Origin of the sequence: Chitinilyticum litopenaei DSM 21440 (assembly GCF_000428145.1) — a bacterium.
Lineage (GTDB): Bacteria > Pseudomonadota > Gammaproteobacteria > Burkholderiales > Chitinibacteraceae > Chitinilyticum > Chitinilyticum litopenaei.
Genome location: NZ_ATZJ01000035.1, coordinates 21,642 through 43,880, shown reverse-complemented (window position 1 = coordinate 43,880; position 22,239 = coordinate 21,642). Strand labels below are relative to the sequence as shown.

Sequence of the window (22,239 nt, the reverse complement as noted above, 5' to 3'; positions counted from 1 at the left end):
CAAGGATTTCTTTTCTTCCGCCTCGCCCTTGCCTGCCGCTTCACGCTTGCACAGGGTCGAGAAAATGGTGGGGATCATTTTGTAAGTCGAGCCGTTGCCGATGCCGGCCCAGGCGAACAGCCACAGGAAGCTGAGCAGGAACATGGTCCAGTTGCCGCCGACCGGCGCGCCGCCGGCCATGGCCGGCAACGCCGACAGCACGCCGAGCACGCCGGCTGCCATGCCGGCAAAGACCACCAGGGTTACTTTGGCGCCGCCGAGCTTGTCGGAAATCGTGCCGCCGACCGGGCGGATCAGCGCGCCGATCAGGGGGCCGATAAACGCGATCTTGGCCACGGGGATTTCCGGAAACATGGTCTTGGTGAGCAGGGCGAATGCGCCGGCAAAGCCGATGAAGCTGCCGAAGGTGCCGATATAGAGGTAGCACATGATCCAGTTGTCGCGGCGCTTGAAGATCACGGCCTGCTCGGCAAACGAGGCTTTTGCGTCCGCAATGTCGTTCATGCCGAACCAGGCGGCCAGCGTGGCGGCGACAATCAGCGGCACCCACATGAAGCCGGCATTCTGCAGCCACAGGCTTTTTTCCACGCCGTCTTTCATATAGTGCTGCGCGTCGCCACCGAAGGCGCCAAACAGCGGCAGGGTGATCAGCAGCGGAATCAGCAGCTGCGCGAGCGATACGCCCAGATTGCCGAAACCGGCGTTCAGGCCGTTGGCCTTGCCTTTCTCGGCCGACGGGAAGAAGTAGGCGATATTGGCCATCGAGCTGGCAAAGTTGCCGCTCCCCAGCCCGCACAAGAGCGCAATCGCCAGCATCACCGGATAGGACGTGGTCGGGTCCTGCACGGCAAAGCCCAGCCACAGCGCCGGAACCAGCAGCAGGCCGGTCGAGATGGTCGTCCACTTGCGCCCGCCCACCATCGAGGGCATGAAGGAGTAGAAAATCCGCAGCGTGGCGCCGGACAGATTGGGCAGTGCGGTCAGCAAAAAGAGCTGATCTTTGGTGAAGGTGAAGCCGGCATTGGGCATGTTGAGGGTCACCATGGACCACAACACCGAAATCGAAAACCCCAGCAACAGGCAGGGAATCGAAATCCACAGATTGCGCCGGGCAATGCTCTTGCCCTCGCTTTGCCAGAAGGCCGCGTTTTCCGGCTCCCAGCGTTTCAGTACGGCACTCGACATGATGGTTCTCCTTGGTTTAAAGCTTGCCGCTGGCCGTGGCCAGTTTCTGGGCCGAGGCGTGTCTGATCGCCTCTTCTTCGGCCAGCGGTTTGAAACTGAAATGCATCCACACGAGGCTCACGCAGACGGTGCCGTAGAGCAGCATGAAGCAGCTGGAACGCACGCCGCTGAAATCAAGCAGCGCGCCAAACATAATCGGCAGGATGAAACCGCCCAGCCCGCCAGCGAGCCCCACCACGCCGGACACGGCGCCGATATTGCTGGTGAAGTCATCAGAGATGAACTTGAACACGGAGGCCTTGCCGATCGCCATGGCGATGCCGACGACAAACAGCAGCACGGTAAACGGCACGACCGAAAGACCAATATCGAGCGAAAGCGGCCCTTTGGTGGTCTGGATGATCATCGCCGTTTGCGGGTAGGACAGCAGAAACAGCGCCACCCACATCACCCACATCACGCCCCAGGTGACCTTGTAGGCGCCGTACTTGTCCGACAGCCAGCCACCGAGTGCGCGCAGCACGCCGCCGGGCAATGAAAAGCACGCGGCCAGCAGCGCGGCGTGCTGGATGGAAAGGCCGTATTCAGTGACGTAATACTTGACCAGCCACAGCGACAAACCAACGTATCCGCCGAAAACCACCGAGTAGTATTGGCTGTAGCGCCATACCCTCGGGTCTTTCAGCATGGTGAGCTGTCTGGCAAACGAGACGCCCGCGCCGCTGTGGTGCGAAGGGTTGGTGCTGCTCAGCAACCAGAACAGGATGGCGGTGATCAACATGCCCACCGCGTACACCTGCGGCACCACCACCCAGCCGTACAGACCGATCAGCACGGGCGCGATGAATTTGTTGACCGCCGCGCCCGAATTGCCGGCGCCGAAAATCCCCATCGCCAGCCCCTGCTGGCGCTTGCCGAACCAACGCGCCACATAGGGCGTGCCGACTGAAAACGAACCGCCGGCCAGGCCGACAAACAGGCCCAGCACCAGGAAATGCCAGTAGGCGGTGGCGTAGGAAATCAGCCAGATCGGGATGACGGTGGCGAGCATCAGCAGGAACAGCACGATGCGCCCGCCGTATTTGTCCGTCCAGATACCCAGCGGCACGCGCACCAGCGAGCCGGTGAGCACCGGCGTGGCGGTCAACAGGCCAAACTGCGTTTCGTTCAACCCCAGCGTCGCCTTGATCGGAATGCCGATCACCGCGAACATCATCCAGATGGTGAAACAGACGGTGAACGCCAGCGTGCTGGCAAACAGCACCGACCATTTGCGGCCCGCTTGTCCGTGTTCAGTCATGTCCACCTCCCGTAAAGACCTTTCAGCCCATGTGGACAAGCATACGGGCCGCGCCCAGGCGCCGGCATTCATCGTTGTACGCAGCGCGCCCGCGCAAGCGGGCTAGGCCGCAACCACCCAAAGGCCGGTGCTGGCTAGTCAGTTCGAACTAGGACGGAGAAAAGGCGCGACAAGTTTGACGACCATCAGGACGGGCAACGCGGCCATGACCCACAAGACGGGTGCAGTTTTGCGTGTCGTTTCTGGCCAAACCGGTCGCCAGCATGCGCAGCAGGCAGCAAAGCGGCGTGCGGATCCCGGGCTGCCCCAAAGACAAATCGGGCGTCAGCCATTACAATCGGCGGTTTCCAATTGATTAAGCAGCAGCGTTGATGCGCGTGGTCCGCGGCGCCCTGGGCGCGACCCTCCCCCCCTGTGTTCTGGCCATCGGCAATTTCGATGGCCTGCACCTTGGCCACCAGGCCCTGCTGCAGCAATTGCGCGACGATGGCGCGCGCCGGGCACTGCCTACCGCCGTGCTCACCTTCGAGCCGCATCCGCGCGAGCTCTTCACACCCGATCAGGCGCCGGCGCGACTGACCAGCCTGCGCGAAAAAATCGAGTTGCTGGCGGCGGCCGGTGTCGATTATCTGGTGGTGCAGCGTTTTGACCGCCGCTTTGCCGCGCTTGAGGCCGAAGCCTTCCGCGACGAGGTGCTGGTTCGACACCTGCATGCGCAACATGTGCTGGTGGGCGATGACTTCCGCTTTGGCCGGCAGCGGCGCGGCGACCTGGCGCTGCTTGCGGCGACACCCGCGCTGAGCGTGGCCGGCCTGCCGGAAATCCAGCATGAGTCGAAGCGCATTTCCTCGACCGCCGTGCGCGCGGCGCTCGCGGCCGGCGAGCTCGAGCATGCCGCCCGCCTGCTTGGCCGCCCCTATTCGATTTCCGGCCGTGTGGTCGGCGGCGAGCGCATCGGCCGCCAGCTCGGCTTTCCGACCGCCAACATCCAGCTCAAACACAATCGCCCGCCGTTGCTGGGCATTTTCGTTGTCGCAGTGCATGGCCTGGGCGGAGTGCGCCAGGGCGTGGCCAGTCTGGGTTTTCGGCCGACCATCCACGGCGGCGACCTGCTGCCCAAGCTGGAAGTACACCTCTTCGATTTCAACGAGGACATCTACCGCCGCCATTTGCGCGTCGATTTCCTCGTCAAACTGCGTGATGAAGAAAAATACCCCGATCTGGAAACCCTGAAAGCCCAGATCGCCAGGGATTGCGAAGCGGCCAGAGCCTGGTTCGCGGCAAAAGAAAACCTGAACGTATAGCCACGCAGCCCATCCAATTCAAAGCATACAGACCAATACCCTGCATACCGGAACAGCCATGACCGACAAGACCAGCAACAAGTATCCCGTCAACCTGCTCGACACGCCGTTTCCCATGCGTGGCGATCTGGCCAAGCGCGAGCCGGGCTTTCTCAAGCAATGGCAGGATCAGCAGCTCTATCAAAAATTGCGCGCCCGAGCCAAAGCCGAAAACCGCCCGCAATTCCTGCTGCACGACGGCCCGCCCTATGCCAACGGCGACATCCATATCGGTCATGCGGTCAACAAGATCCTGAAGGACATCATCATCAAGTCGAAGTCGCTGGCCGGCTTCGATGCGCCCTATGTGCCGGGCTGGGATTGCCACGGCCTGCCGATCGAACACCAGATCGAGAAGATCGTCAAAAGCGACAAGGATGCGGTGAAGAACAACCCCGACATCCACGCGCGCATCGTCGAATATCGCAAGGCCAACGGCCTGGATGAGAAGGAAACCAAGCTGCCGGCGTCCTTCACCCGCGAGCTGTGCCGCGAATATGCCGCCAAGCAGATCGAGCGGCAGAAGGTCGATTTCATCCGCCTGGGCGTCTGGGGCGACTGGGAAAATCCGTACCGCACCATGGATTTCAAGACGGAAGCGGAAATTGTCCGCACGCTGGGCAAGATCAACGCCAACGGCTACATGACGCGCGGCCAGAAGCCGGTGCACTGGTGCGTGGATTGCGGCTCGGCACTCGCCGAAGCGGAAGTCGAATACGAAGACAAGACTTCCCCCGCCATCGACGTCGGTTTCCGCGTAATCGATGCCGCAGCCCTGTCCAAAGCCTTTGGCGGGATCAATGTCGGCGACCAGCAAGCCTTTGCCGTGATCTGGACGACCACGCCGTGGACGCTGCCCGCCAACCAGGCCGTCTGCGTGTCTGCCGAGCTGACCTATGACCTGATCGCCACCGAGAAGGGCCTGCTGATTCTGGCTCGCGATCTGGCGGAAGCGGCGATCAAGCGCTACGGCCTGGACGCCAATGAAGTGATTGCGCAAGCCAAGGGCGCGGCGCTGGAGGGCCTGCAGCTGCAGCACCCCTTCTTTGCCCGCCAGGTGCCGGTAATTGTCGGCGAGCACGTCACCACCGACGCGGGTACCGGTCTCGTGCACACGGCACCGGCGCACGGTGTCGAGGATTACCAGGTTGGCCTGCACTACAAGCTGCCGGTCGACAATCCGGTTGGCAACGATGGCCGCTATATCAGCAACACGCCGGCCATGAATGGCAACGTTGAACTGGCCGGCCTCACCGTCTGGAAAGCCAACCCGCTGGTACTGGAAGTACTGGAAGCCAACGGTAACCTGCTGGCGAACGAGAAGCTGCTGCACAGCTACCCGCACTGCTGGCGCCACAAGACACCGATCATCTTCCGCGCGACCAGCCAGTGGTTCATCGCCATGGAGCATGCCGCGCATGACGGCAGCGTGCTGCGCGACAAGGCCAACAAGGCCGTCGACGACACCGCCTTCTTCCCGAGCTGGGGCCGCGCACGCCTGGAAGCGATGATCAAGAACCGCCCGGACTGGTGCATTTCGCGCCAGCGCAACTGGGGCGTGCCGATGACCTTCTTCGTGCACAAGGAAACCGGCGAGCTGCACCCGCGCACCAATGAGCTGCTGGAACAGGTCGCTCAGCGCATCGAGCAACACGGCATCGAAGCCTGGTTCAGTCTGGACGCCAGCGAGCTGCTGGGCGCGGAAGCCGACACCTATGAAAAACTGAAAGACACACTGGACGTGTGGTTCGACTCCGGCTCGACCCACTTTGCCGTGCTGCGCGAACGCGGCCTCAAGTGGCCGGCCGACCTGTATCTGGAAGGCTCCGACCAGCACCGCGGCTGGTTCCAGTCCTCGCTCTTGACCGCTTGCGCGACCGAAGGCCGCGCGCCCTACGACCAGCTGCTCACGCACGGTTTTGTGGTGGACGGCAAGGGCATGAAGATGTCCAAGTCCAAAGGCAATGTGATCGCTCCGCAGACCGTCATCAACCAGATGGGCGCCGATATGCTGCGCCTGTGGACCGCCAGCACCGATTACTCGGGCGAGCTGTCGATTTCCGACGAAATCCTCAAGCGCACGACTGACAGCTATCGCCGCATCCGCAATACGCTGCGCTTCCTGCTGGCCAACCTGTCGGACTTCAAGGCTGAAAATGCCCTGCCCGTCGAACAGCTGACGACACTGGATCGCTATGCGCTGGTGCAGCTCGGTGAATTCCAGCCGCGCGTGCTGGCCCTGTACGACAAGTACGAGTTCCACCTCGCCGTACAGGACATCACCGCCTACGCCTCGGAAGAACTCGGCTCCTTCTATCTGGACATCATCAAGGACCGCCTCTACACGATGGCCGCGGACAGCGCCGGCCGCCGCTCGGCACAGACCGTGCTGTGGCACATCACGCAGGCGCTGGTGCGTCTGCTGGCGCCGATCACCTCGTTCACCGCGCATGAAGTCTGGGAAGTGCTCAATGGCACGGGCGACAGCGTGTTCCTTGATCGCTGGCACCTTGTTCCGGCCGTTGCCGATGCCGCGGCACTCTCTGCCCAGTTTGCACTGGCCCGCGAAGTGCGTACACAAATGCACAAGGATATCGAAGTGCTGCGATCGGAAGGCAAGGTCGGCTCCAGCCTGCAGGCCGAAGTGGTCATTACCGCCAGCGGCGAGACGCACACTGCACTGGCGGCGCTGGGCGAAGAGCTGAAATTCCTGCTCATCGTCTCGAAGGCCGTATTGCAGCAAGGCGATGAAAGCGCCATCAGCGTCAAAGTTTCGGAATACGAGAAGTGCGAACGCTGCTGGCACTACCACCCGACCGTAGGCACCGTAGATGGACACCCGACGCTGTGCGCGCGCTGCGACGACAATCTGCACGGTGCCGGGGAGGTACGCCAGCATGCTTAAGCGACTGGCCGGTTTCGGCCTGAAACAGTGGCTGCTGCTGGCACTGGGCGTGCTGGCGCTCGACCAGATTACCAAGCACGGTATCGAGCTGAGCTTCAACAAGGGCGAGAGCCTGACGGTGATACCCGGCTTTTTCAATCTGACCCTGGCCTACAACCCCGGCGCAGCCTTTTCCTTCCTGGCCGACGCCGGCGGCTGGCAGCGGCATTTCTTTACCGCACTGGCGCTGGGTGTGTCTGCCTATATCGTGGTGCTGCTGAAAAAGCATCAGCACGAAACCCGCTTTGCACTGGCGCTGGCCATGATTCTCGGCGGCGCCATCGGCAATGCCATCGACCGTATGATTTTTGGTCACGTCATTGATTTTCTTGATTTTTACCTGGGCGCGCGCCACTATCCCGCCTTCAATCTGGCCGACTCGGCCATCGTTGGCGGCGCCGCGCTGATCATCTGGGACAGCTACCGCCGCGAGAAGGAGAAACCCGCAGCATGAACATCATCCTTGCCCAGCCGCGCGGCTTCTGTGCCGGCGTTGACCGCGCCATCGCGATTGTCGAAAAGGCGCTGGAAAAATACGGCGCGCCCATCTACGTGCGCCACGAAGTCGTGCACAACAAATTCGTGATCGAAGACCTGAAAGCCAAGGGCGCGATCTTCATCGAGGACCTGGCCGACGTTCCCGCCGGCAATACCGTGATCTTTTCGGCGCACGGCGTCTCGCAGGCCGTGCGCAGCGAGGCCGAAGCACGCGGGCTGAACGTCTTTGACGCCACCTGCCCGCTGGTGACCAAGGTGCACCTGGAAGTGCGGCGCCTGCAGCAACAGGGTTTCGCCATCATCATGATCGGCCACAAGGGGCATCCCGAGGTGGAAGGCACCATGGGCCAGGGCAATGGCCCGATGTTCCTGGTGGAAGAAGCCGCGGATGTGGCGACACTGGACGTTGAGGGTCACGAGAAGCTGGCCTATGTGACGCAAACCACGCTGTCGGTCGATGACGCGCAAAAGGTCGTCGACGCGCTGCGCGCACGCTTCCCCGACATTGTCGGCCCGAAGAAGGATGACATCTGCTACGCCACGCAAAACCGCCAGGATGCGGTCAAGCAGCTGGCGCGCGATGTGGATGTGCTGATCGTCGTCGGCTCGCCCAACAGCTCGAACTCCAACCGCCTGCGCGAAGTCGGCGCCAGCCTCGGCATCGACGCCTATATGGTCGACAACGCCGGCGAGCTGAAGGTGGAATGGTTTGCCAGCAAAGCCCGCGTCGGCATTACCGCCGGTGCGTCGGCGCCGGAAATCCTTGTCCAGCAGGTCATCGAGCGCATCCAGTCCTACGGCGCCAAGAGCGTGGCACCGATGGACGGCATCGAGGAAAACGTCGTGTTCAGCCTGCCCAAGGGTCTGGCCTGACGGCTCGCCACCGGCCGGCTGCATTTCTGACGCCATCAGGCCACCTCCGGGTGGCCTGATGCTTTTGTGGCGGCATATACTGCAGCTCCGGAATTCGCTCGCAGTGCCTGGCCATGAAATCCTCGACCAATCCCACCGACATTGCCCGAGAAACGCTGAAGCAACTGGCGGTGCGACGGGTGCCGCCAACACCGGATCATTATGAAGCGATTTTTCATGAAATCGCCGGCACCGCCGAAGCCGAGCGCCTGCATCCGGCCCTGCGGGAAATTCTCGCTGCGCTGGACCAGCGCTCGCAATCCAGCCCGGAAGGCCAGCGGCAACTGGGACAGCTGCGCAAGCTGGCCCAGACTGAACAGTGGCCCGAACTGCCCGAGCTGCTGTTTCGCTGCGTGCAGACCAGCAGCGCCCAGGGGGCGCTGAGCCGAGCTTGGGCCGAGCTGATTCGTGACCTGATCCGGCAATGGGATTTGCGCAATCCGGTGTACACGCCCAGCCGCAAGCAGGCCAGCCTCGAGAAAGTGCTGATCAATTTCGGCAACAACTCCGATGAACTCAACGACAAGCTGGCCTCGCTGGTCAAGGCCTGGGCCGAAGGCGATACCGGCGGGGACATCGGCGGTCTGATCGAGGCGGCCGATGCGCCGGCCATTGGCGCCGAAGCGGTAGCGACGGCGGCAACTGCCGAGACAGCGGTTTCCCACGGCAGCTGGGCCAATGCCCTGAGCAGCACCCTGACAATCGGCCTGCAGGCACGCCTGAGCCACAATCCCGAGTTGCAGCAGGAGGCCGCCTCGCTCGCCACCGAAGCGGCCACCGTCAGTGATGACGCCGGTTTCGAAAAGCTGTTGCCGCGCCTGCGCAAATTCTGGTTGCGGCTGGAATTGCAGAACGATCAGGAAATGCGCCTGTGCGATGGCCTGATGAACCTGCTGCGGCTCTTGACCGACAATATGGCCGAGATCGTGATCGAGGACGAGTGGGTGCGTGGCCAGATCGCCGTGGTGCAGAGCATCATGGCGCAGCCGCTGGACATGCGCGTCATCTACGATGCCGAATCGGGGCTGAAGGAAGTGCTGTTCAAGCAGAGCCAGCTCAAGCATTCGCTGGTCGAGGCCCAGGCGGCGCTGAAGGAAATGCTGGCCTCCTTCATTGACCGGCTTGGCGTGATGTCGCAAAGCACCGACCGCTACCACGACCGCATCAGCAGCTACGCCGAACGGATCGAGAAAGCCAACGACCTCAGCAGCATCCGCGACGTGATGGAAGGGCTGCTGCAGGATACGCGCAGCATGCAGCTCGATGTGCAGCGCTCGCGTGACGAACTGCAGGAGGCGCGGCAGCGCGCGGATGATGCGCACCAGCGCGTGCAGGAGCTGGAAAACGAGCTGAGCGAGCTCAGCAGCCGCGTGCGTGAAGACCAGCTCACCGGCGCGCTGAACCGGCGCGGCATGGAAGAAGCCATGGAAACCGAAATGGCGCGCAGCCAGCGCACCGGCTCGCCACTGGCGCTGGCGCTGCTCGACATCGACAACTTCAAGAAATTGAACGACTCACGCGGACACGGCGCCGGCGATGAAGCATTGCGCCATCTGGTGGGCGTGATCAAGGCCATTGTCCGCCCCATGGATTCGGTGGCGCGCTATGGTGGCGAGGAATTCGTACTCATCATGCCGGAAACCGACAGCGCCGCTGCAGTGGCTGCCATGCAGCGGGTGCAGCGCGAGCTGACTCGGCGCTTTTTCCTGCACAACAATGAAAAGCTGCTGATCACCTTCAGTGCCGGCGTCACCGAAATCCAGCCCGGCGACAGCACGCAAGCAGCGCTTGAGCGTGCAGACCATGCCATGTATATGGCCAAGAAGGCCGGCAAGAATAGGGTGGAGACCTATACCCCACCCCAATTCTGAGTTCTGTGTCTGAGCCGTTCAGGGCTGGCCGGCAAACAGCTCTTCGGGCAAGACCACCGCCGTACCCAGCTTGGCCACGACAATGCCTGCGGCACGGTTGGACCAGTCCATCGCGTCGGGCAGGCTGAGCCCGGCAGCCAGCATCAGTCCCAGCGTGGCGATCACCGTATCGCCGGCGCCCGAAACATCGAATACCTCCTGCGCAACCGTGGGCTTGTGCACGACCTCGTCGCGCGCAAACAGGCTCATGCCCTCCTCGCTGCGCGTCACCAGCAAGGCGTCAAGATCGAGCTCTTCGCGCAGGGCTGCAGCCTTGGCGGTCAGCTCCGCCTCGTCGCGCCAGCGGCCGGCCACCTGGCGGAATTCGCTGCGATTGGGCGTCAGCAGCGTCGCACCGCGATAGCGGCCGTATTCGTCACCCTTGGGATCGACCAGCACCGGCTTGCCATGCTGGCGGGCTACCTCGATCATCTTCTGCACATGGCGCAAGCCGCCCTTGCCGTAATCCGAGAGGATGACGACATCCACTCCGGGCAGCAGCGCGGCAAACTGGTCGAGCTTGGCAGCAAGGATTTCATGACTGGGCTCGTTCTCGAAATCAATGCGCAGCAATTGCTGCTGGCGCGCCAGCACGCGCAGCTTGACCGTGGTGCTGATTTCCGGATCGCGATGCAGGGAAGCCTTGACGCCATGGGCTGTCAGCAGACGCTCAAGCGCGGTGCCGGCCTCATCATCGCCCACCACGGCAAGCAAGTGAGCCTGTCCGCCGAGCGCGGCAATATTGCGCGCCACATTCGCAGCACCACCCGCACGCTCGTCGGTGCGCTGGATGCGTGCCACGGGCACTGGCGCTTCCGGCGAGATGCGCTCGACATCGCCGAACCAGTAGCGATCCAGCATTACATCCCCCACCACCAGCACGCGCGCTTGCGCCAGACGTTCGGACCAGTTCATCTTCTACCCCTTCGCATAAGTGTCATGACCGCTCAGGCGGCAATACTGGCGTTGATGCGCTGCAGTGTCAGCAGCGGATCCGGACTCTGGGTAATCGGGCGACCAATCACCAGATAGTCAGCCCCGGCGGCCACCGCAGCTTCGGGGGTCATGATGCGGGTCTGATCATTGGCGGCGGCATCCAGCGGGCGGATGCCGGGCGTAACCAGGCGGAAATCCTGACCGCACAGGGTTTTCAGGCGCGCAGCCTCCTGCGCCGAGCAGACCACGCCATCCAGCCCGCAATCGTGCGTGAGCTGGGCCAGTCGCTCGACCTGCTGGGCGGGGGCAGGCAAGCCCAGCTCGGCGAGTTCCTCCTCACCCATGCTGGTCAGCACGGTGACGGCGATCAGCAAGGGGCGCTGCGGCAAGGCTTCGAGTGCATTGCGCGTGGTTTCCAGCATCTTGCGCCCGCCGCTGGCATGCACATTGACCATCCAGACGCCCAGTCTGGCGGCGGCCAGGCAGGCTTGCGCCGTGGTGTTGGGAATATCGTGAAATTTCAGATCAAGAAAGACATCGAAGCCGCGTGCGACCAGTTGCTCGACCAGTGCCGGCCCGGCACTGGTAAACAGCTCCTTGCCCACCTTGAGGCGGCATTGCTGCGGGGAGACGCGCTCGGCAAAGGCGAGCGCCTGGGTGGCGCCAGGGAAATCCAGCGCGACGATGACACGGGGATCAGACATGATGACCTCTTGGTTTATTTCTGATGCGTTCATTCCGGCTACGCCGGGAAAAAACGCGGCGCAGCTGTTTCTGCGGCCTGCTAATGGGTAATGCGCCGCAAGCCGCGCACCGGGGGATAGCTTTCCCACTCGTTGCAGGCCGGGCAATGCCAGAAGTACTGGCGGGTCTTGAAACCGCAGGAGCGGCAATAATAAAGCGCGTTTTCGCGGGTTTCTTCGTGCAGCAGACGCACGATGATTTCCAGATCGGGCTTCTGGTCGTCAGGCGCAAGTTGCAGATAGGCTTCCAGCACCTTGCGCAAGCCCGGCATGGTCGGATGCTCGCGCAAGCGTTCGCGCACGAAGCGACTGGCAGCTTCCGGACCACTGCGCGCGAGGATGCGCTCATACAGGATGTCGAGCACATCCAGGTCGGGATGCTGTTGCTGCAGGCCGATCAGGTAAGCTTCACCGTCCTCGTTGCGCCCAAGCGCGTCATAGGCAGCCAGCAGCTGACGGGCAACCAGTGCCAGATAGAGCACATCCTGACGCTCCATCGCCAGCCATTCACCGATGGCCTCGTCGAATTTTTCCTGCTTGAAGGCGAGCTCGCCAAACATCACCCGGGCGCGGGCGCACTGGCGATTGGCCTGCAGGGCCGCTTGCAGCTCGCTCAGCGCCTGCTCGGGGTGCTTGTGCAGGAGGGCATGGGCAGCCAGTTCACAGTGAAAGTGGGCAATTTCATGCTGGTAATTGTGGCTGTCATCGCGCAAATGTCCGGCCAGCTCAATGGCTTTCTGCCACTCATGCTCTTGCTGGTAAATGCCGAGCAGCTCCACCCTGGCCTGACGGGAAAAATCGGTGTCGGCAAGTTCGTGCAGCAGGTGTTCGGCACGGTCAAACAGGCCGGCCTTCATGAAATCGATGGCCAGCTCCAGCTGCGCCTGCTGGCGCTGGTTATCGCTGAGATCCTTGCGATCCAGCAGCTTCTGGTGCATGCGGATGGCGCGCTCCAGTTCGCCACGCCGCCGGAACAGGTGTCCCAGCGTGAATTGCAGCTCGCTGGTTTCGACATGGTGGCGGGCAATGTCGACATAGACCTCGACGGCACGATTGGTCTCGCCATTGAGCAGATGATTGAGTCCGCGAAAATACTGGGCCGGCAGCGAACGGGTTTCCGCGAGCACGTGCTTGATGTCGATGCGGGCAGCAAGCCAGCCCAGGCCAAAAAACACGGGCAGGATGATCAGCCACCAGAGCTGGATTTCAATCATTCGGAAGTCATTTCAGTAAGTGCAGGAAAACCAGGCCATGCGGCTGGCTGTACGGGGATTCAGAGGGCCTCGCGGGGCGGCAACAATTGCTCGGCATCCTGCCCTGCCGCATCTGCGCGTTTTCGCTCGCGACGCAATACCAGCAGCTCGCGACGCAGGCGCACCGTCTTGCCCAGACCCGCCAGCACCCCCAGCACGACACCCAGTACGGCGGTCAGCAGCAGGACCAGTGCCAGTGGTGCCTCCAGCGCATAACCCAGAAAGAACTGGATCCGGATGGGGGCGGCATTTTTCATCGCGAAATCAAACAACACGGCAAACAGGGCCAGCTTGATGATCCACAAGAGATAGCGCATGGGGCTTTCCGCAATAAGAAACTGTCGTATTGTAGCGGAAAGCATGGCGCACAGCCCTGCCCGCACTTGTAAAAAAAGGCGACATTCTTGCGAATGTCGCCTTTTTCGGTCAGAAGTCGGGCTTACGCGTTGACGTCAACGCGTTCACGCAACTCCTTGCCCGCCTTGAAATGCGGCACAAACTTCTCGGGCACCGCTACCTTGGTTCCCGATTTCGGATTGCGCCCCATTCTGGGCGGCCGGTAGTTCAGATCGAAGCTGCCAAAGCCACGAATTTCGATGCGCTGGCCTTGCGACAGGCTCTTGGCCATGGCATCGAGTATCGTTTTGACGGCCAACTCTGCATCCTTCGCCACCAGCTGCGGATAGCGGGCGGTGAGCTTTGCGATGAGTTCGGATTTGGTCATGCTTACCACTCCGGACTTATTCCTGACCGGACATCTTGGCCTTCAGCAGGGCGCCAAGGTTGGTGGTGCCAGCGGAAGCATCGTTGGAGAGCTGGCTGATGGCAGCCTTCTCTTCACCGGCGTCCTTGGCCTTGATCGACAGGTTGATCGAACGGTTCTTGCGATCAACGTTGATGATCATGGCTTCAACTTCATCACCTTCCTTCAGGACGGTGCGGATGTCTTCAACGCGGTCACGCGACACTTCGGTGGCGCGCAGATAGCCTTCAACGTCGTCAGCCAGACCAACAACAGCGCCCTTGGCATCCAGGGACTTCACGGTGCCGCGCACGATGGTGCCCTTGTCGCTGGAAGCAACGTAGTTGTTGAACGGATCACCTTCCAGTTGCTTGATGCCGAGGCTGATGCGTTCCTTTTCCATGTCGATGGACAGAACCACGGCTTCGACTTCGTCGCCCTTCTTGTAGTTGCGAACAGCTTCTTCGCCGGCAACGTGCCAGGACAGGTCGGACAGGTGAACCAGGCCATCGATGCCGCCCGGCAGACCCACGAACACGCCGAAATCGGTGATGGACTTGATCGCGCCCTGCAGCTTGTCGCCCTTCTTGAAGTTCTGGCTGAACTCTTCCCACGGGTTGGCCAGGCATTGCTTCATGCCCAGGCTGATACGACGCTTTTCTTCGTCGATGTCGAGGATCATCACTTCGACTTCGTCGCCCAGCTGAACAACCTTGGACGGGTGAACGTTCTTGTTGGTCCAGTCCATTTCGGACACGTGCACCAGGCCTTCGATGCCCTGTTCGATTTCCACGAACGCACCGTAGTCGGTCAGGTTGGTCACCTTGCCGAACAGGCGGGTGCCTTGCGGATAGCGACGGGACAGGCCCACCCACGGATCTTCGCCCAGTTGCTTCAGACCCAGCGATACGCGGTTCTTCTCTTGATCGAACTTCAGAACCTTGGCTTCAACTTCATCACCCACGGCCAGAACTTCGCTCGGGTGCTTGACACGGCGCCATGCCAGATCGGTGATGTGCAGCAGGCCATCGATACCGCCCAGATCAACGAACGCACCGTAGTCGGTGATGTTCTTGACGATACCCTTGATGATCGCGCCTTCCTTCAGGGTTTCGAGCAGCTTCTGACGCTCTTCGCCCAGGGACTCTTCCAGTACGGCACGACGGGAAACAACCACGTTGTTGCGCTTGCGATCGAGCTTGATAACCTTGAACTCGACTTGCTTGCCTTCGAACGGGGTGGTGTCCTTGATCGGACGGGTGTCGACCAGCGAACCCGGCAGGAAAGCGCGCAGGCCGTTGACCATGACGGTCAGACCGCCCTTCACCTTGCCCGAGATCACGCCGGACATGATGGCGCCCTTTTCCAGGGCATCTTCCAGCTCGATCCAGGAAGCCAGACGCTTGGCCTTTTCGCGGGAGAGCTTGGTTTCGCCATAGCCGTTTTCCAGGCTGTCGATGGCAACGGTCACGAAATCGCCGATCTTGACGTCAACGTCGCCGTTGTCGTTCTTGAATTCTTCGAGGGCAATCAGGGACTCGGACTTCAGACCGGCGTTGACAGTCACCCAGTTGTTGTCGATGCCAACCACCTCGGCGGTGATCACTTCACCGGAGCGCATTTCCTGGCTCTTGAGGCTTTCTTCAAACAGGGCGGCAAAACTGTCCATGCCGGACAAAGTAGCAGTAGTCATATTGGGATAGGATCCAATTTGCCCGTCAGGCCAACTCGCCTGCGAGCGGGGTAAGTTGAACAAAAGGCCGGGAAGCATTGCGCATCCGGCCGGCAAACACCCCTTGCGGGGCTGCTTCGCTGGCAGACCCAGTCCGCAGCGAAGGCGATATTTTAAAGAAATCCCTTTTATCGATCAAGTGTTTAGTGTGGTTTTCTCCCGCCACCAGCCCAGCACGGTCGCGACGGCTTCCTCGATACCCATCGCCGTGGTATCCAGCAGCCGGGCATCCGGCAGCTGGCGCAGCGGCGCCACGGGGCGGTTGCGGTCACGCTCGTCGCGTGCGGCCAGATCAGCGGCAATGGCCGCAAGATCGGCGGCTTCACCGCGCCCCGTCAGCTGCTTGTAGCGCCGCTCGGCGCGCGCCTCAGCCGTTGCGGTCAGAAAGACCTTCAGTTGCGCGTGCGGAAAGATCACCTCGCCCATGTCGCGGCCATCGCCAACCAGTCCGGGCGCCCGCGCGAAATCGCGCTGGCGCTGCAGCAAGGCGGTGCGCACCGCCGGCAGGGCTGCCACCTTCGAGGCGCCAACGCCGATGTGTTCGCTGCGGATCGCAAGGCTGACGTCCTCGCCCCCCAGGGTGACACGCTCGCCGGCAAACACGACAGCAAGCCCTTCGGCCACTGCCGCCACGCCGGCTTCGTCAGCCCAGTCCACGCCGGCCTGCTCGGCAGCGAGGGCGGTCAGGCGATAGAGGGCGCCAGAATCAAGGTAATGAAAACCGAGTACGGCAGCGACACGCTGCGCAACCGTACCCTTGCCGGAAGCCGACGGGCCATCAATGGCGATGACGGAAACAACCATGGGTATATACCTGCAAGCTAATCAAGTGAAAGGATGCAAGCCTATACACTTGCCAGTATTTCTTCAATGCGCACCAGCTCATCGTTCGTGAAATCCAGCTTGCGCACGGCACCGAGATTTTCTTCGATTTGCGACACCCGGCTGGCGCCGATGATCACCGAGGTCACCGTCTGCAGCGCCCAGGCCAGCGCCATCTGCGCCAGCGTCTGGCCGCGCGCCTCGGCAATGGCATTCAGCGCCCTGATCTGGGCAATGCGCGCGTCGACCTTTTCCGGTGTCAGGAAGGGGTTGTCTTCCGATCCCGCGCGCGAATCTGCCGGCACGCCATTGAGGTAGCGGCTGGTCAACAGGCCCTGCGCCAGCGGGCAGAAGGCGATCGAACCGATGCCCTGCTCTTTCAGCACGGCCGTCAGGCCACCCTCGATCCAGCGATCGAACATCGAGAAACTCGGCTGGTGGATCAGGCACGGCGTGCCCAATGCTTTCAGGATGCGCGCCGCTTCTGCAGTCTGTTCGGCGGAATAGGACGAGATGCCGACATACAGTGCCTTGCCCTGGCGCACGATGGCATCGAGCGCTCCCATGGTTTCTTCCAGTGGCGTATCCGGATCGGGGCGATGCGAGTAGTAGATGTCAACGTAATCCAGCCCCATGCGCTTGAGGCTCTGGTCGAGGCTGGCCATCAGATACTTGCGGCTACCCCACTCGCCATAGGGTCCGTCCCACATGCGCCAGCCGGCCTTGGTCGAGATGATCAATTCGTCGCGATACGCGCGCAGGTCCTGCGCCAGCACGCGCCCGAAGGTTTCCTCGGCCGCTCCGGGTTTGGGACCGTAGTTGTTGGCCAGATCGAAATGCGTGACGCCATGATCGAAGGCATGCAGGACCATCGCCCGGCTGTTGTCGAAGGGCCGGTTTTCGCCGAAGTTGTGCCACAGCCCCAGCGAAATCGCCGGCAACATCAGACCGCTGCGGCCGCAGCGACGGTAAGGCATCGATTCATAACGGTTTGCAGCTGCCTGATAGACCATCTGGACTACTCCTGCTGGTGGGTAAATAAGCAGAGTCTGGCCGAGGAAATGCGGCCCGGATATACCTGCAAGCCATTATGGCAAGAGCGGATAACAATGCGCGGCCTTGCTGCATATCACTGCCGCTTCCTCACTCTCCGGGTGCCAGCCCGGCGGCCCAGGCGATATGGAAGCAAAGCCATGGGACAGCAAAAATGGAGGTATACGGCCAAAGCCCTTTCTGCAAATAGGCTTTACTGATATACCCCATTGCATCAATCACAAACAGACGCAGGGATGTTCTCTTCACCCCCCCGACTTGCCCCATTTGCTGCGCGCCTTGCTGGCCCGTTCGATGTAGGACGTCAACGCTGCCGGCTCGGCGGTTTCGACCAGCGCGATCAGCCGTTCCAGCTGGACGCGGTTGGTGTGCAGATCGGCCAGGATGGCCTCGCGATTGGCCAGGGTGATGTCGCGCCACATTTCCGGATGCGAGCCGGCGATGCGGGTGAAGTCGCGAAAGCCGCTGGCGGCGAAATCCAGGCAACGTGCGGCATTGCGGCGATCAAGCACGGCATTCATGTAGGCAAAGGCCAGCAGATGCGGCACATGGCTGACGCAGGCAAAGACGCCGTCATGCTCGGCGGCGTCCATCTCGTGCACGATCCCGCCACACGCCTCCCAGAGCGCCCGAACGCGCGCGATACTCTCGGGCGCATTCTCCGGCAAGGGCGTGATGACAATGCGTCTGCCTTCATACAGTCCATACTGGGCGGCGGCCGCACCACTGAGGTCGGAACCGGCAATCGGGTGGGCTGGCACGCAGTGCGCCAGTTGTCGCGGCAGGTGGTGACGATAGAGCGCCACCACGTCCTGCTTGGTCGAGCCGCCATCGGTGACGATGCAAGCGCTGTCCAGGTGCGGGGCAATTTTTTCCATCAGTGCCCCCATCTGCCCCACCGGCGTACCCAGCATCACCAGATCCGCGCCGACCACGGCTGCGGCGGCATCCTGAGTGGCGACGTCGATGACTTTCAGCTCGATGGCGCGTTCCAGATTGGCGAGGCTGCGGCCGACGCCGACCACTTCCCTGACCAGTCGGGCGCGCTTGAGCGCCAGCGCGAACGAGCCGCCAATCAGGCCGGCGCCCAGCAGCACCAGCTTGTTCAAAGGTTTCATTGCAGCATCCATGATTACAGGCTGCGCCCCACGGCACCGGCAATGGCTGCCAGGGTTTTCATCAGCTGTGCGAGCTCGCCGGGCGCAAGCGCCTGATCGGCATCGCACCAGGCTTCGCACGGATTCGGATGCATCTCGATCAGCAGGCCATCTGCGCCAGCGGCCACCGCCGCCTGCGCCAGTGCCGGCACCATCCAGGCCTTGCCGCCGGCATGGCTGGGGTCAACGATCACCGGCAGGTGTGTTTCCCGTTTCAGCACCGGAATCGCGGTCACATCGAGCACATTGCGGTAGGCCGTTTCAAAGGTACGGATGCCGCGCTCGCAGAAAATGATGTGATGGTTGCCGCCGGCGGCGATGTACTCGGCGGCCATCAGCCATTCGCTGATGGTGGCCGACAGGCCACGCTTGAGGATCACCGGCTTGTTCACGCGCCCCACTTCTTTCAGCAGGTCGAAATTCTGCATATTGCGTGCGCCGATCTGGATGACGTCGACGTCATACTCCATGAAGGTATCGAGCATGCGCACGTCCATCAGCTCGGTGACGATGGGCAGATTGTGGCGACCAGCGGCTTCCTTCAGGTATTCCAGCCCCTGTACGCCCAAGCCCTGGAAGGCATACGGGCTGGTGCGCGGCTTGAAGGCGCCGCCGCGCATCATGCGGCAACCGGCATCCACCACACCCTGAGCAGCCAGTGCCATCTGCTCCGGCGTTTCCACCGAACACGGGCCGCCAATCACCTGGATCTGTTCGCCACCGATGGGAATGCCGCGCACCCTGATCACCGAGCCGGCCGGATGCGTGACACGGGATACGATCTTGTACTGCTTGGCCACGCGCGTAACGCGCTCGACACCGGGCAGGACCTCAAAGCGGGCCGGATCAAGCTTGTCCTCGTCGCCGATGGCGCCGATGATCACCAGCTCGGCGCCACGCGAAACATGTTCCTTCAGGCCCGCTTCGCGAATGTGGCCAATCACATTGCTGATCTGGGCATCACTGGCGTGATACTGCATCACGATTATCATCGTCACACCTCAATCCTGTTCAAGGCCGTAACTCTAGCAGACGCCCCGCGGCAAGTCCCGGCCTGCCGGTTTTTCGCCGCCGCAGCCCGGGATGCGACAGGCATGTTAGCGCTTCTCCCAATATATGCGCACCGCCGGCCGTGCTCTGATGCTGTCGTGTGCATCTCGCGTAAAAAGGCCGGGCCATGAATCCGAAAGCAATCTTCGAATCCTTCCTGCGGGGCAATATCGTCCTGCAAATCCTGTGCGGCATGGCAATGGGCATTGTCGTCGCGCTACTGTCGCCGACCCTGGGCAAATCCGCCGCCCTGCTCGGCTCGGTGTTTGTCAGCGGGCTGAAGGCAGTCGCACCGGTGCTGGTGTTTTTCCTGGTGACCGCTTCGATCGCTGCCCGCAAGCAAGGCGGCGACAGCAATATGCGCTCGGTCATCGTGCTCTACCTGCTTGGCACCTTCGCTGCAGCGCTGGTCGGCGTAGCCGCCAGCTTCCTGTTCCCGTCCAGCCTGACCCTGGTTGCGCCTGCCGGCAGCACGACGGCGCCGGGCGGCATCACCGAAGTACTGAAGACGCTGCTGTTCCAGGTCTTCGAGAATCCGGTCAAGGCCATTGCCGGCGGCAATTACATCGGCATCCTGGCCTGGGCCGTGGCACTGGGCATTGCCCTGCAGCACGCCAGCGCCACGACCAAAGAGGCCATCACGGAAGTAGCCGGCGCCATCACCCGCATCGTGCAGCTGGTCATCCGCTTTGCGCCCTTTGGCGTGTTTGGCCTGGTGGCCGAGTCGGTGGCGACTACCGGCTTTGCCTCCTTGCTGGGCTATTCGCACCTGCTGCTGGTGCTGGTCGGCGCCATGGTCTTCGTGGCACTGGTGGTAAACCCGCTGATCGTGTTCCTGACCATTCGCCGCAACCCCTACCCGCTGGTACTCACCTGTCTGCGTGAAAGCGGCATCACGGCCTTCTTCACCCGCAGCTCGGCGGCCAACATCCCGGTCAACCTGCAGCTGTGCAAGCGCCTGGGCCTGCACGAAGACACCTACTCGGTTTCGATTCCGCTGGGCGCCACGATCAATATGGCGGGCGCAGCCATCACCATCTCCGTACTGGGCCTTGCCGCCGTGCATACCCTGGGGATCAAGGTGGATCTGCCGACAGCATTGCTGCTGAGCGTGATTTCCGCAATTGGCGCCTGCGGCGCCTCGGGTGTGGCAGGCGGTTCACTGCTGCTGATTCCGCTGGCTTGCAGCCTCTTTGGCATCAATAACGACGTGGCCATGCAGGTGGTTGCCGTTGGTTTCATCATCGGTGTCGTGCAGGATTCGGCTGAAACGGCACTCAACAGCTCGACCGACGTGCTGTTCACCGCCGCTGCCTGCATCGCTGCCGAATCGGCCCGGGAAGGCGCGGGCCAGGCCGCAGCCGGCACGCTCGCCAACGAAACGGCGTAAGCCCGCCCTGTCAGCAGTCCTGAATGACAACAGGCCACCCCGGGTGGCCTGTTTCTCATCAGCCGGCGAGGCCGCGCTGCAAATCGGCGATCAGATCATCGACATGCTCGAGCCCGACCGAGATGCGGATCAGGCCATCACGGATGCCTGCCGCTGCGCGTGCTTCCGCCGTGACCCGACCGTGCGTTGTGGTTGCCGGATGGGTAATCGTGGTGCGCGTATCACCCAGATTGGCGGTACGACTCATCAACTGCACGGCATCGACCAGCCTCCAGGCGGCATCCTTGCCCCCTATGACCTCGAAAGACACGATGCCGCCACCGCCATTTTGCTGGCGTGCCGCCAGCGCATGCTGGGGATGCGAGGCCAGGCCCGGGTAGAAAACACGCTCGATTTGCGGCTGGGCTTCCAGCCATTGCGCCAGTTTCAGGGCATTGTCGCAGTGTGCACGCATGCGCAGCGGCAGCGTCTCCAGCCCCTTGAGCATCACCCAGGCATTGAATGGCGACAGGCTGGGGCCGGCCGTGCGCAGAAAGAGATAGACGGGGTCGACCAGCGCCTTGCTGCCAACCACTGCCCCGCCCAATACACGCCCCTGGCCATCCAGGTATTTGGTGCCGGAATGGACGACCAGATCGGCGCCCAGCTTCAGCGGCTGTTGCAGGATTGGCGTGCAGAAGCAATTGTCGACCGCCAGAATCGCGCCATTCTCATGGGCAATTGCCGCGATGGCGGCAATGTCGGCGACCTCGGTCAGCGGGTTGCTGGGTGTTTCCAGGAAAAACAGCCGGGTATTTGGCCTGACTGCCGCAGCCCAGGCCGCTGGATCGGTCGGGGCTGCATAGCTGACTTCGACGCCGAACTTGCTGAAATAGGTATTGAACAACTGGATGGTTGCGCCGAACAGGCCATTGGATGCGACGACGTGATCACCCGCCTTCAGATGCGCCATGCCCAGCGACAGGATGGCCGCCATGCCGCTGGCGGTGGCAATCGCCGTCTCCCCGCCCTCCAGCGCCGCCAGGCGCTGCTCGAAGGCGGTGACAGTCGGGTTGGTAAAGCGCGAGTAGATATAACCCGGAATCTGGTTGGTGAATTTCAGCGATGCCTCTTCGGCGCTGCCCACGCAAAAGCTGGAAGTCAGGTGCAAGGCATCGGAATGCTCGCCGAATTCACTGCGCAGGGAGCCGGCGCGCACGGCCAGCGTTTCCGGGTGCAATTCATCAAACTCGTCAAAAATCATCATGCGTCTCCAGACGACAACGGGGG

The 22,239-nt window shown here is 62.0% G+C and carries 19 protein-coding genes; 6 read left to right on the top strand and 13 right to left on the bottom strand.

The genetic code is table 11. From position 1 onward, the window contains the following. Nucleotides 1–1,185, bottom strand: a 1,185-nt coding sequence (locus C515_RS0112945; RefSeq protein ID WP_028455889.1) for an MFS transporter, incomplete at its 3' end; no start/stop codon positions are given. A gap of 16 nt (nt 1,186–1,201) precedes the next feature. Beyond that, nucleotides 1,202–2,485 carry an MFS transporter gene (locus C515_RS20935; protein ID WP_051304913.1) on the bottom strand — a complete coding sequence of 428 codons (1,284 nt, stop codon included), beginning with the start codon at nt 2,483–2,485 and terminating at the stop codon, nt 1,202–1,204. 371 nt (nt 2,486–2,856) lie between these two features. On the opposite strand from C515_RS20935, the gene C515_RS0112930 reads away from it, so the two are divergent. The 5 genes from C515_RS0112930 to C515_RS0112910 all read left to right on the top strand — a co-directional run bounded on the left by C515_RS0112930 (nt 2,857) and on the right by C515_RS0112910 (nt 10,053). Beyond that, complete coding sequence (locus C515_RS0112930; protein ID WP_028455888.1) at nt 2,857–3,789, top strand: bifunctional riboflavin kinase/FAD synthetase; 933 nt, start codon at nt 2,857–2,859, stop codon at nt 3,787–3,789. Between the two features lie 58 nt (nt 3,790–3,847). Beyond that, on the top strand, nt 3,848–6,733 hold the full coding sequence (ileS, locus tag C515_RS0112925) for an isoleucine--tRNA ligase (protein WP_028455887.1): 2,886 nt from the start codon (nt 3,848–3,850) through the stop codon (nt 6,731–6,733). Continuing rightward, entirely contained in the window at nt 6,726–7,226 is a 501-nt protein-coding gene (lspA, locus tag C515_RS0112920; RefSeq protein ID WP_028455886.1) for a signal peptidase II, read from the top strand. The genes ileS and lspA overlap by 8 nt, the downstream gene beginning before the upstream one ends. Then, complete coding sequence (gene ispH / locus C515_RS0112915; RefSeq protein WP_028455885.1) at nt 7,223–8,143, top strand: 4-hydroxy-3-methylbut-2-enyl diphosphate reductase; 921 nt, start codon at nt 7,223–7,225, stop codon at nt 8,141–8,143. Before lspA ends, ispH begins: the two co-directional genes overlap by 4 nt. A gap of 113 nt (nt 8,144–8,256) precedes the next feature. After that, nucleotides 8,257–10,053, top strand: coding sequence for a GGDEF domain-containing protein (locus C515_RS0112910; protein ID WP_028455884.1), 1,797 nt, complete (start codon nt 8,257–8,259; stop codon nt 10,051–10,053). A gap of 18 nt (nt 10,054–10,071) precedes the next feature. Here C515_RS0112910 and rfaE1 read toward each other — a convergent pair whose 3' ends face one another. From rfaE1 to aroF, 10 genes are all read right to left on the bottom strand, one after another. Next, nucleotides 10,072–11,007 carry a D-glycero-beta-D-manno-heptose-7-phosphate kinase gene (gene rfaE1 / locus C515_RS20930; protein ID WP_051304912.1) on the bottom strand — a complete coding sequence of 312 codons (936 nt, stop codon included), beginning with the start codon at nt 11,005–11,007 and terminating at the stop codon, nt 10,072–10,074. A 32-nt stretch (nt 11,008–11,039) separates the two neighbouring features. Beyond that, nucleotides 11,040–11,732, bottom strand: coding sequence for an orotidine-5'-phosphate decarboxylase (gene pyrF, locus C515_RS0112900; protein WP_043649446.1), 693 nt, complete (start codon nt 11,730–11,732; stop codon nt 11,040–11,042). 80 nt (nt 11,733–11,812) lie between these two features. Next, entirely contained in the window at nt 11,813–12,985 is a 1,173-nt protein-coding gene (gene lapB, locus C515_RS0112895) for a lipopolysaccharide assembly protein LapB (protein ID WP_051304911.1), read from the bottom strand. A gap of 59 nt (nt 12,986–13,044) precedes the next feature. Further along, nucleotides 13,045–13,341 (bottom strand): lipopolysaccharide assembly protein LapA domain-containing protein, encoded by a 297-nt coding sequence (locus C515_RS0112890; protein WP_028455881.1) that lies wholly within the window; start codon nt 13,339–13,341, stop codon nt 13,045–13,047. A 122-nt stretch (nt 13,342–13,463) separates the two neighbouring features. Next, nucleotides 13,464–13,748 carry an integration host factor subunit beta gene (locus C515_RS0112885; protein WP_028455880.1) on the bottom strand — a complete coding sequence of 95 codons (285 nt, stop codon included), beginning with the start codon at nt 13,746–13,748 and terminating at the stop codon, nt 13,464–13,466. 16 nt (nt 13,749–13,764) lie between these two features. Next, the gene (rpsA, locus tag C515_RS0112880) at nt 13,765–15,435 is read right to left on the bottom strand and encodes a 30S ribosomal protein S1 (protein WP_028455879.1); all 1,671 of its coding nucleotides are present in this window, start codon (nt 15,433–15,435) and stop codon (nt 13,765–13,767) included. Between the two features lie 198 nt (nt 15,436–15,633). Then, complete coding sequence (gene cmk, locus C515_RS0112875; protein ID WP_028455878.1) at nt 15,634–16,302, bottom strand: (d)CMP kinase; 669 nt, start codon at nt 16,300–16,302, stop codon at nt 15,634–15,636. A gap of 41 nt (nt 16,303–16,343) precedes the next feature. Then, nucleotides 16,344–17,333, bottom strand: a complete 990-nt coding sequence (locus C515_RS0112870) for an aldo/keto reductase (RefSeq protein ID WP_028455877.1) — start codon at nt 17,331–17,333, stop codon at nt 16,344–16,346. Between the two features lie 285 nt (nt 17,334–17,618). Further along, a complete protein-coding gene (locus C515_RS0112865) occupies nt 17,619–18,491 on the bottom strand; it encodes a prephenate dehydrogenase (RefSeq protein ID WP_043649445.1) in 873 nt (290 codons plus the stop codon). 14 nt (nt 18,492–18,505) lie between these two features. Next, complete coding sequence (gene aroF / locus C515_RS0112860) at nt 18,506–19,522, bottom strand: 3-deoxy-7-phosphoheptulonate synthase (protein ID WP_028455875.1); 1,017 nt, start codon at nt 19,520–19,522, stop codon at nt 18,506–18,508. 185 nt (nt 19,523–19,707) lie between these two features. Here aroF and sstT point away from each other — a divergent pair, with 185 nt between their 5' ends. Beyond that, nucleotides 19,708–20,970 carry a serine/threonine transporter SstT gene (gene sstT / locus C515_RS0112855; RefSeq protein WP_028455874.1) on the top strand — a complete coding sequence of 421 codons (1,263 nt, stop codon included), beginning with the start codon at nt 19,708–19,710 and terminating at the stop codon, nt 20,968–20,970. A gap of 58 nt (nt 20,971–21,028) precedes the next feature. On the opposite strand, the gene C515_RS0112850 is transcribed toward sstT, so the two are convergent. Further along, nucleotides 21,029–22,216, bottom strand: a complete 1,188-nt coding sequence (locus C515_RS0112850) for an O-succinylhomoserine sulfhydrylase (protein ID WP_043649444.1) — start codon at nt 22,214–22,216, stop codon at nt 21,029–21,031. Nucleotides 22,217–22,239: the final 23 nt, after the last annotated feature.

Excerpts from the sequence above, each read along its gene's own strand:
- ileS (WP_028455887.1), top strand. The coding sequence starts at position 3,848 with ATGACCGACAAGACCAGCAACAAGTATCCCGTCAACCTGCTCGACACG.
- C515_RS20935 (WP_051304913.1), bottom strand. The coding sequence starts at position 2,485 with ATGACTGAACACGGACAAGCGGGCCGCAAATGGTCGGTGCTGTTTGCC.
- ispH (WP_028455885.1), top strand. The coding sequence starts at position 7,223 with ATGAACATCATCCTTGCCCAGCCGCGCGGCTTCTGTGCCGGCGTTGAC.
- C515_RS0112850 (WP_043649444.1), bottom strand. The coding sequence starts at position 22,216 with ATGATGATTTTTGACGAGTTTGATGAATTGCACCCGGAAACGCTGGCC.
- sstT (WP_028455874.1), top strand. The coding sequence starts at position 19,708 with ATGAATCCGAAAGCAATCTTCGAATCCTTCCTGCGGGGCAATATCGTC.
- lapB (WP_051304911.1), bottom strand. The coding sequence starts at position 12,985 with ATGATTGAAATCCAGCTCTGGTGGCTGATCATCCTGCCCGTGTTTTTT.
- C515_RS0112885 (WP_028455880.1), bottom strand. The coding sequence starts at position 13,748 with ATGACCAAATCCGAACTCATCGCAAAGCTCACCGCCCGCTATCCGCAG.
- aroF (WP_028455875.1), bottom strand. The coding sequence starts at position 19,522 with ATGATAATCGTGATGCAGTATCACGCCAGTGATGCCCAGATCAGCAAT.
- cmk (WP_028455878.1), bottom strand. The coding sequence starts at position 16,302 with ATGGTTGTTTCCGTCATCGCCATTGATGGCCCGTCGGCTTCCGGCAAG.
- lspA (WP_028455886.1), top strand. The coding sequence starts at position 6,726 with ATGCTTAAGCGACTGGCCGGTTTCGGCCTGAAACAGTGGCTGCTGCTG.
- C515_RS0112865 (WP_043649445.1), bottom strand. The coding sequence starts at position 18,491 with ATGAAACCTTTGAACAAGCTGGTGCTGCTGGGCGCCGGCCTGATTGGC.
- C515_RS0112910 (WP_028455884.1), top strand. The coding sequence starts at position 8,257 with ATGAAATCCTCGACCAATCCCACCGACATTGCCCGAGAAACGCTGAAG.
- rfaE1 (WP_051304912.1), bottom strand. The coding sequence starts at position 11,007 with ATGAACTGGTCCGAACGTCTGGCGCAAGCGCGCGTGCTGGTGGTGGGG.
- C515_RS0112890 (WP_028455881.1), bottom strand. The coding sequence starts at position 13,341 with ATGCGCTATCTCTTGTGGATCATCAAGCTGGCCCTGTTTGCCGTGTTG.
- C515_RS0112870 (WP_028455877.1), bottom strand. The coding sequence starts at position 17,333 with ATGGTCTATCAGGCAGCTGCAAACCGTTATGAATCGATGCCTTACCGT.
- pyrF (WP_043649446.1), bottom strand. The coding sequence starts at position 11,732 with ATGTCTGATCCCCGTGTCATCGTCGCGCTGGATTTCCCTGGCGCCACC.
- C515_RS0112930 (WP_028455888.1), top strand. The coding sequence starts at position 2,857 with ATGCGCGTGGTCCGCGGCGCCCTGGGCGCGACCCTCCCCCCCTGTGTT.
- rpsA (WP_028455879.1), bottom strand. The coding sequence starts at position 15,435 with ATGGACAGTTTTGCCGCCCTGTTTGAAGAAAGCCTCAAGAGCCAGGAA.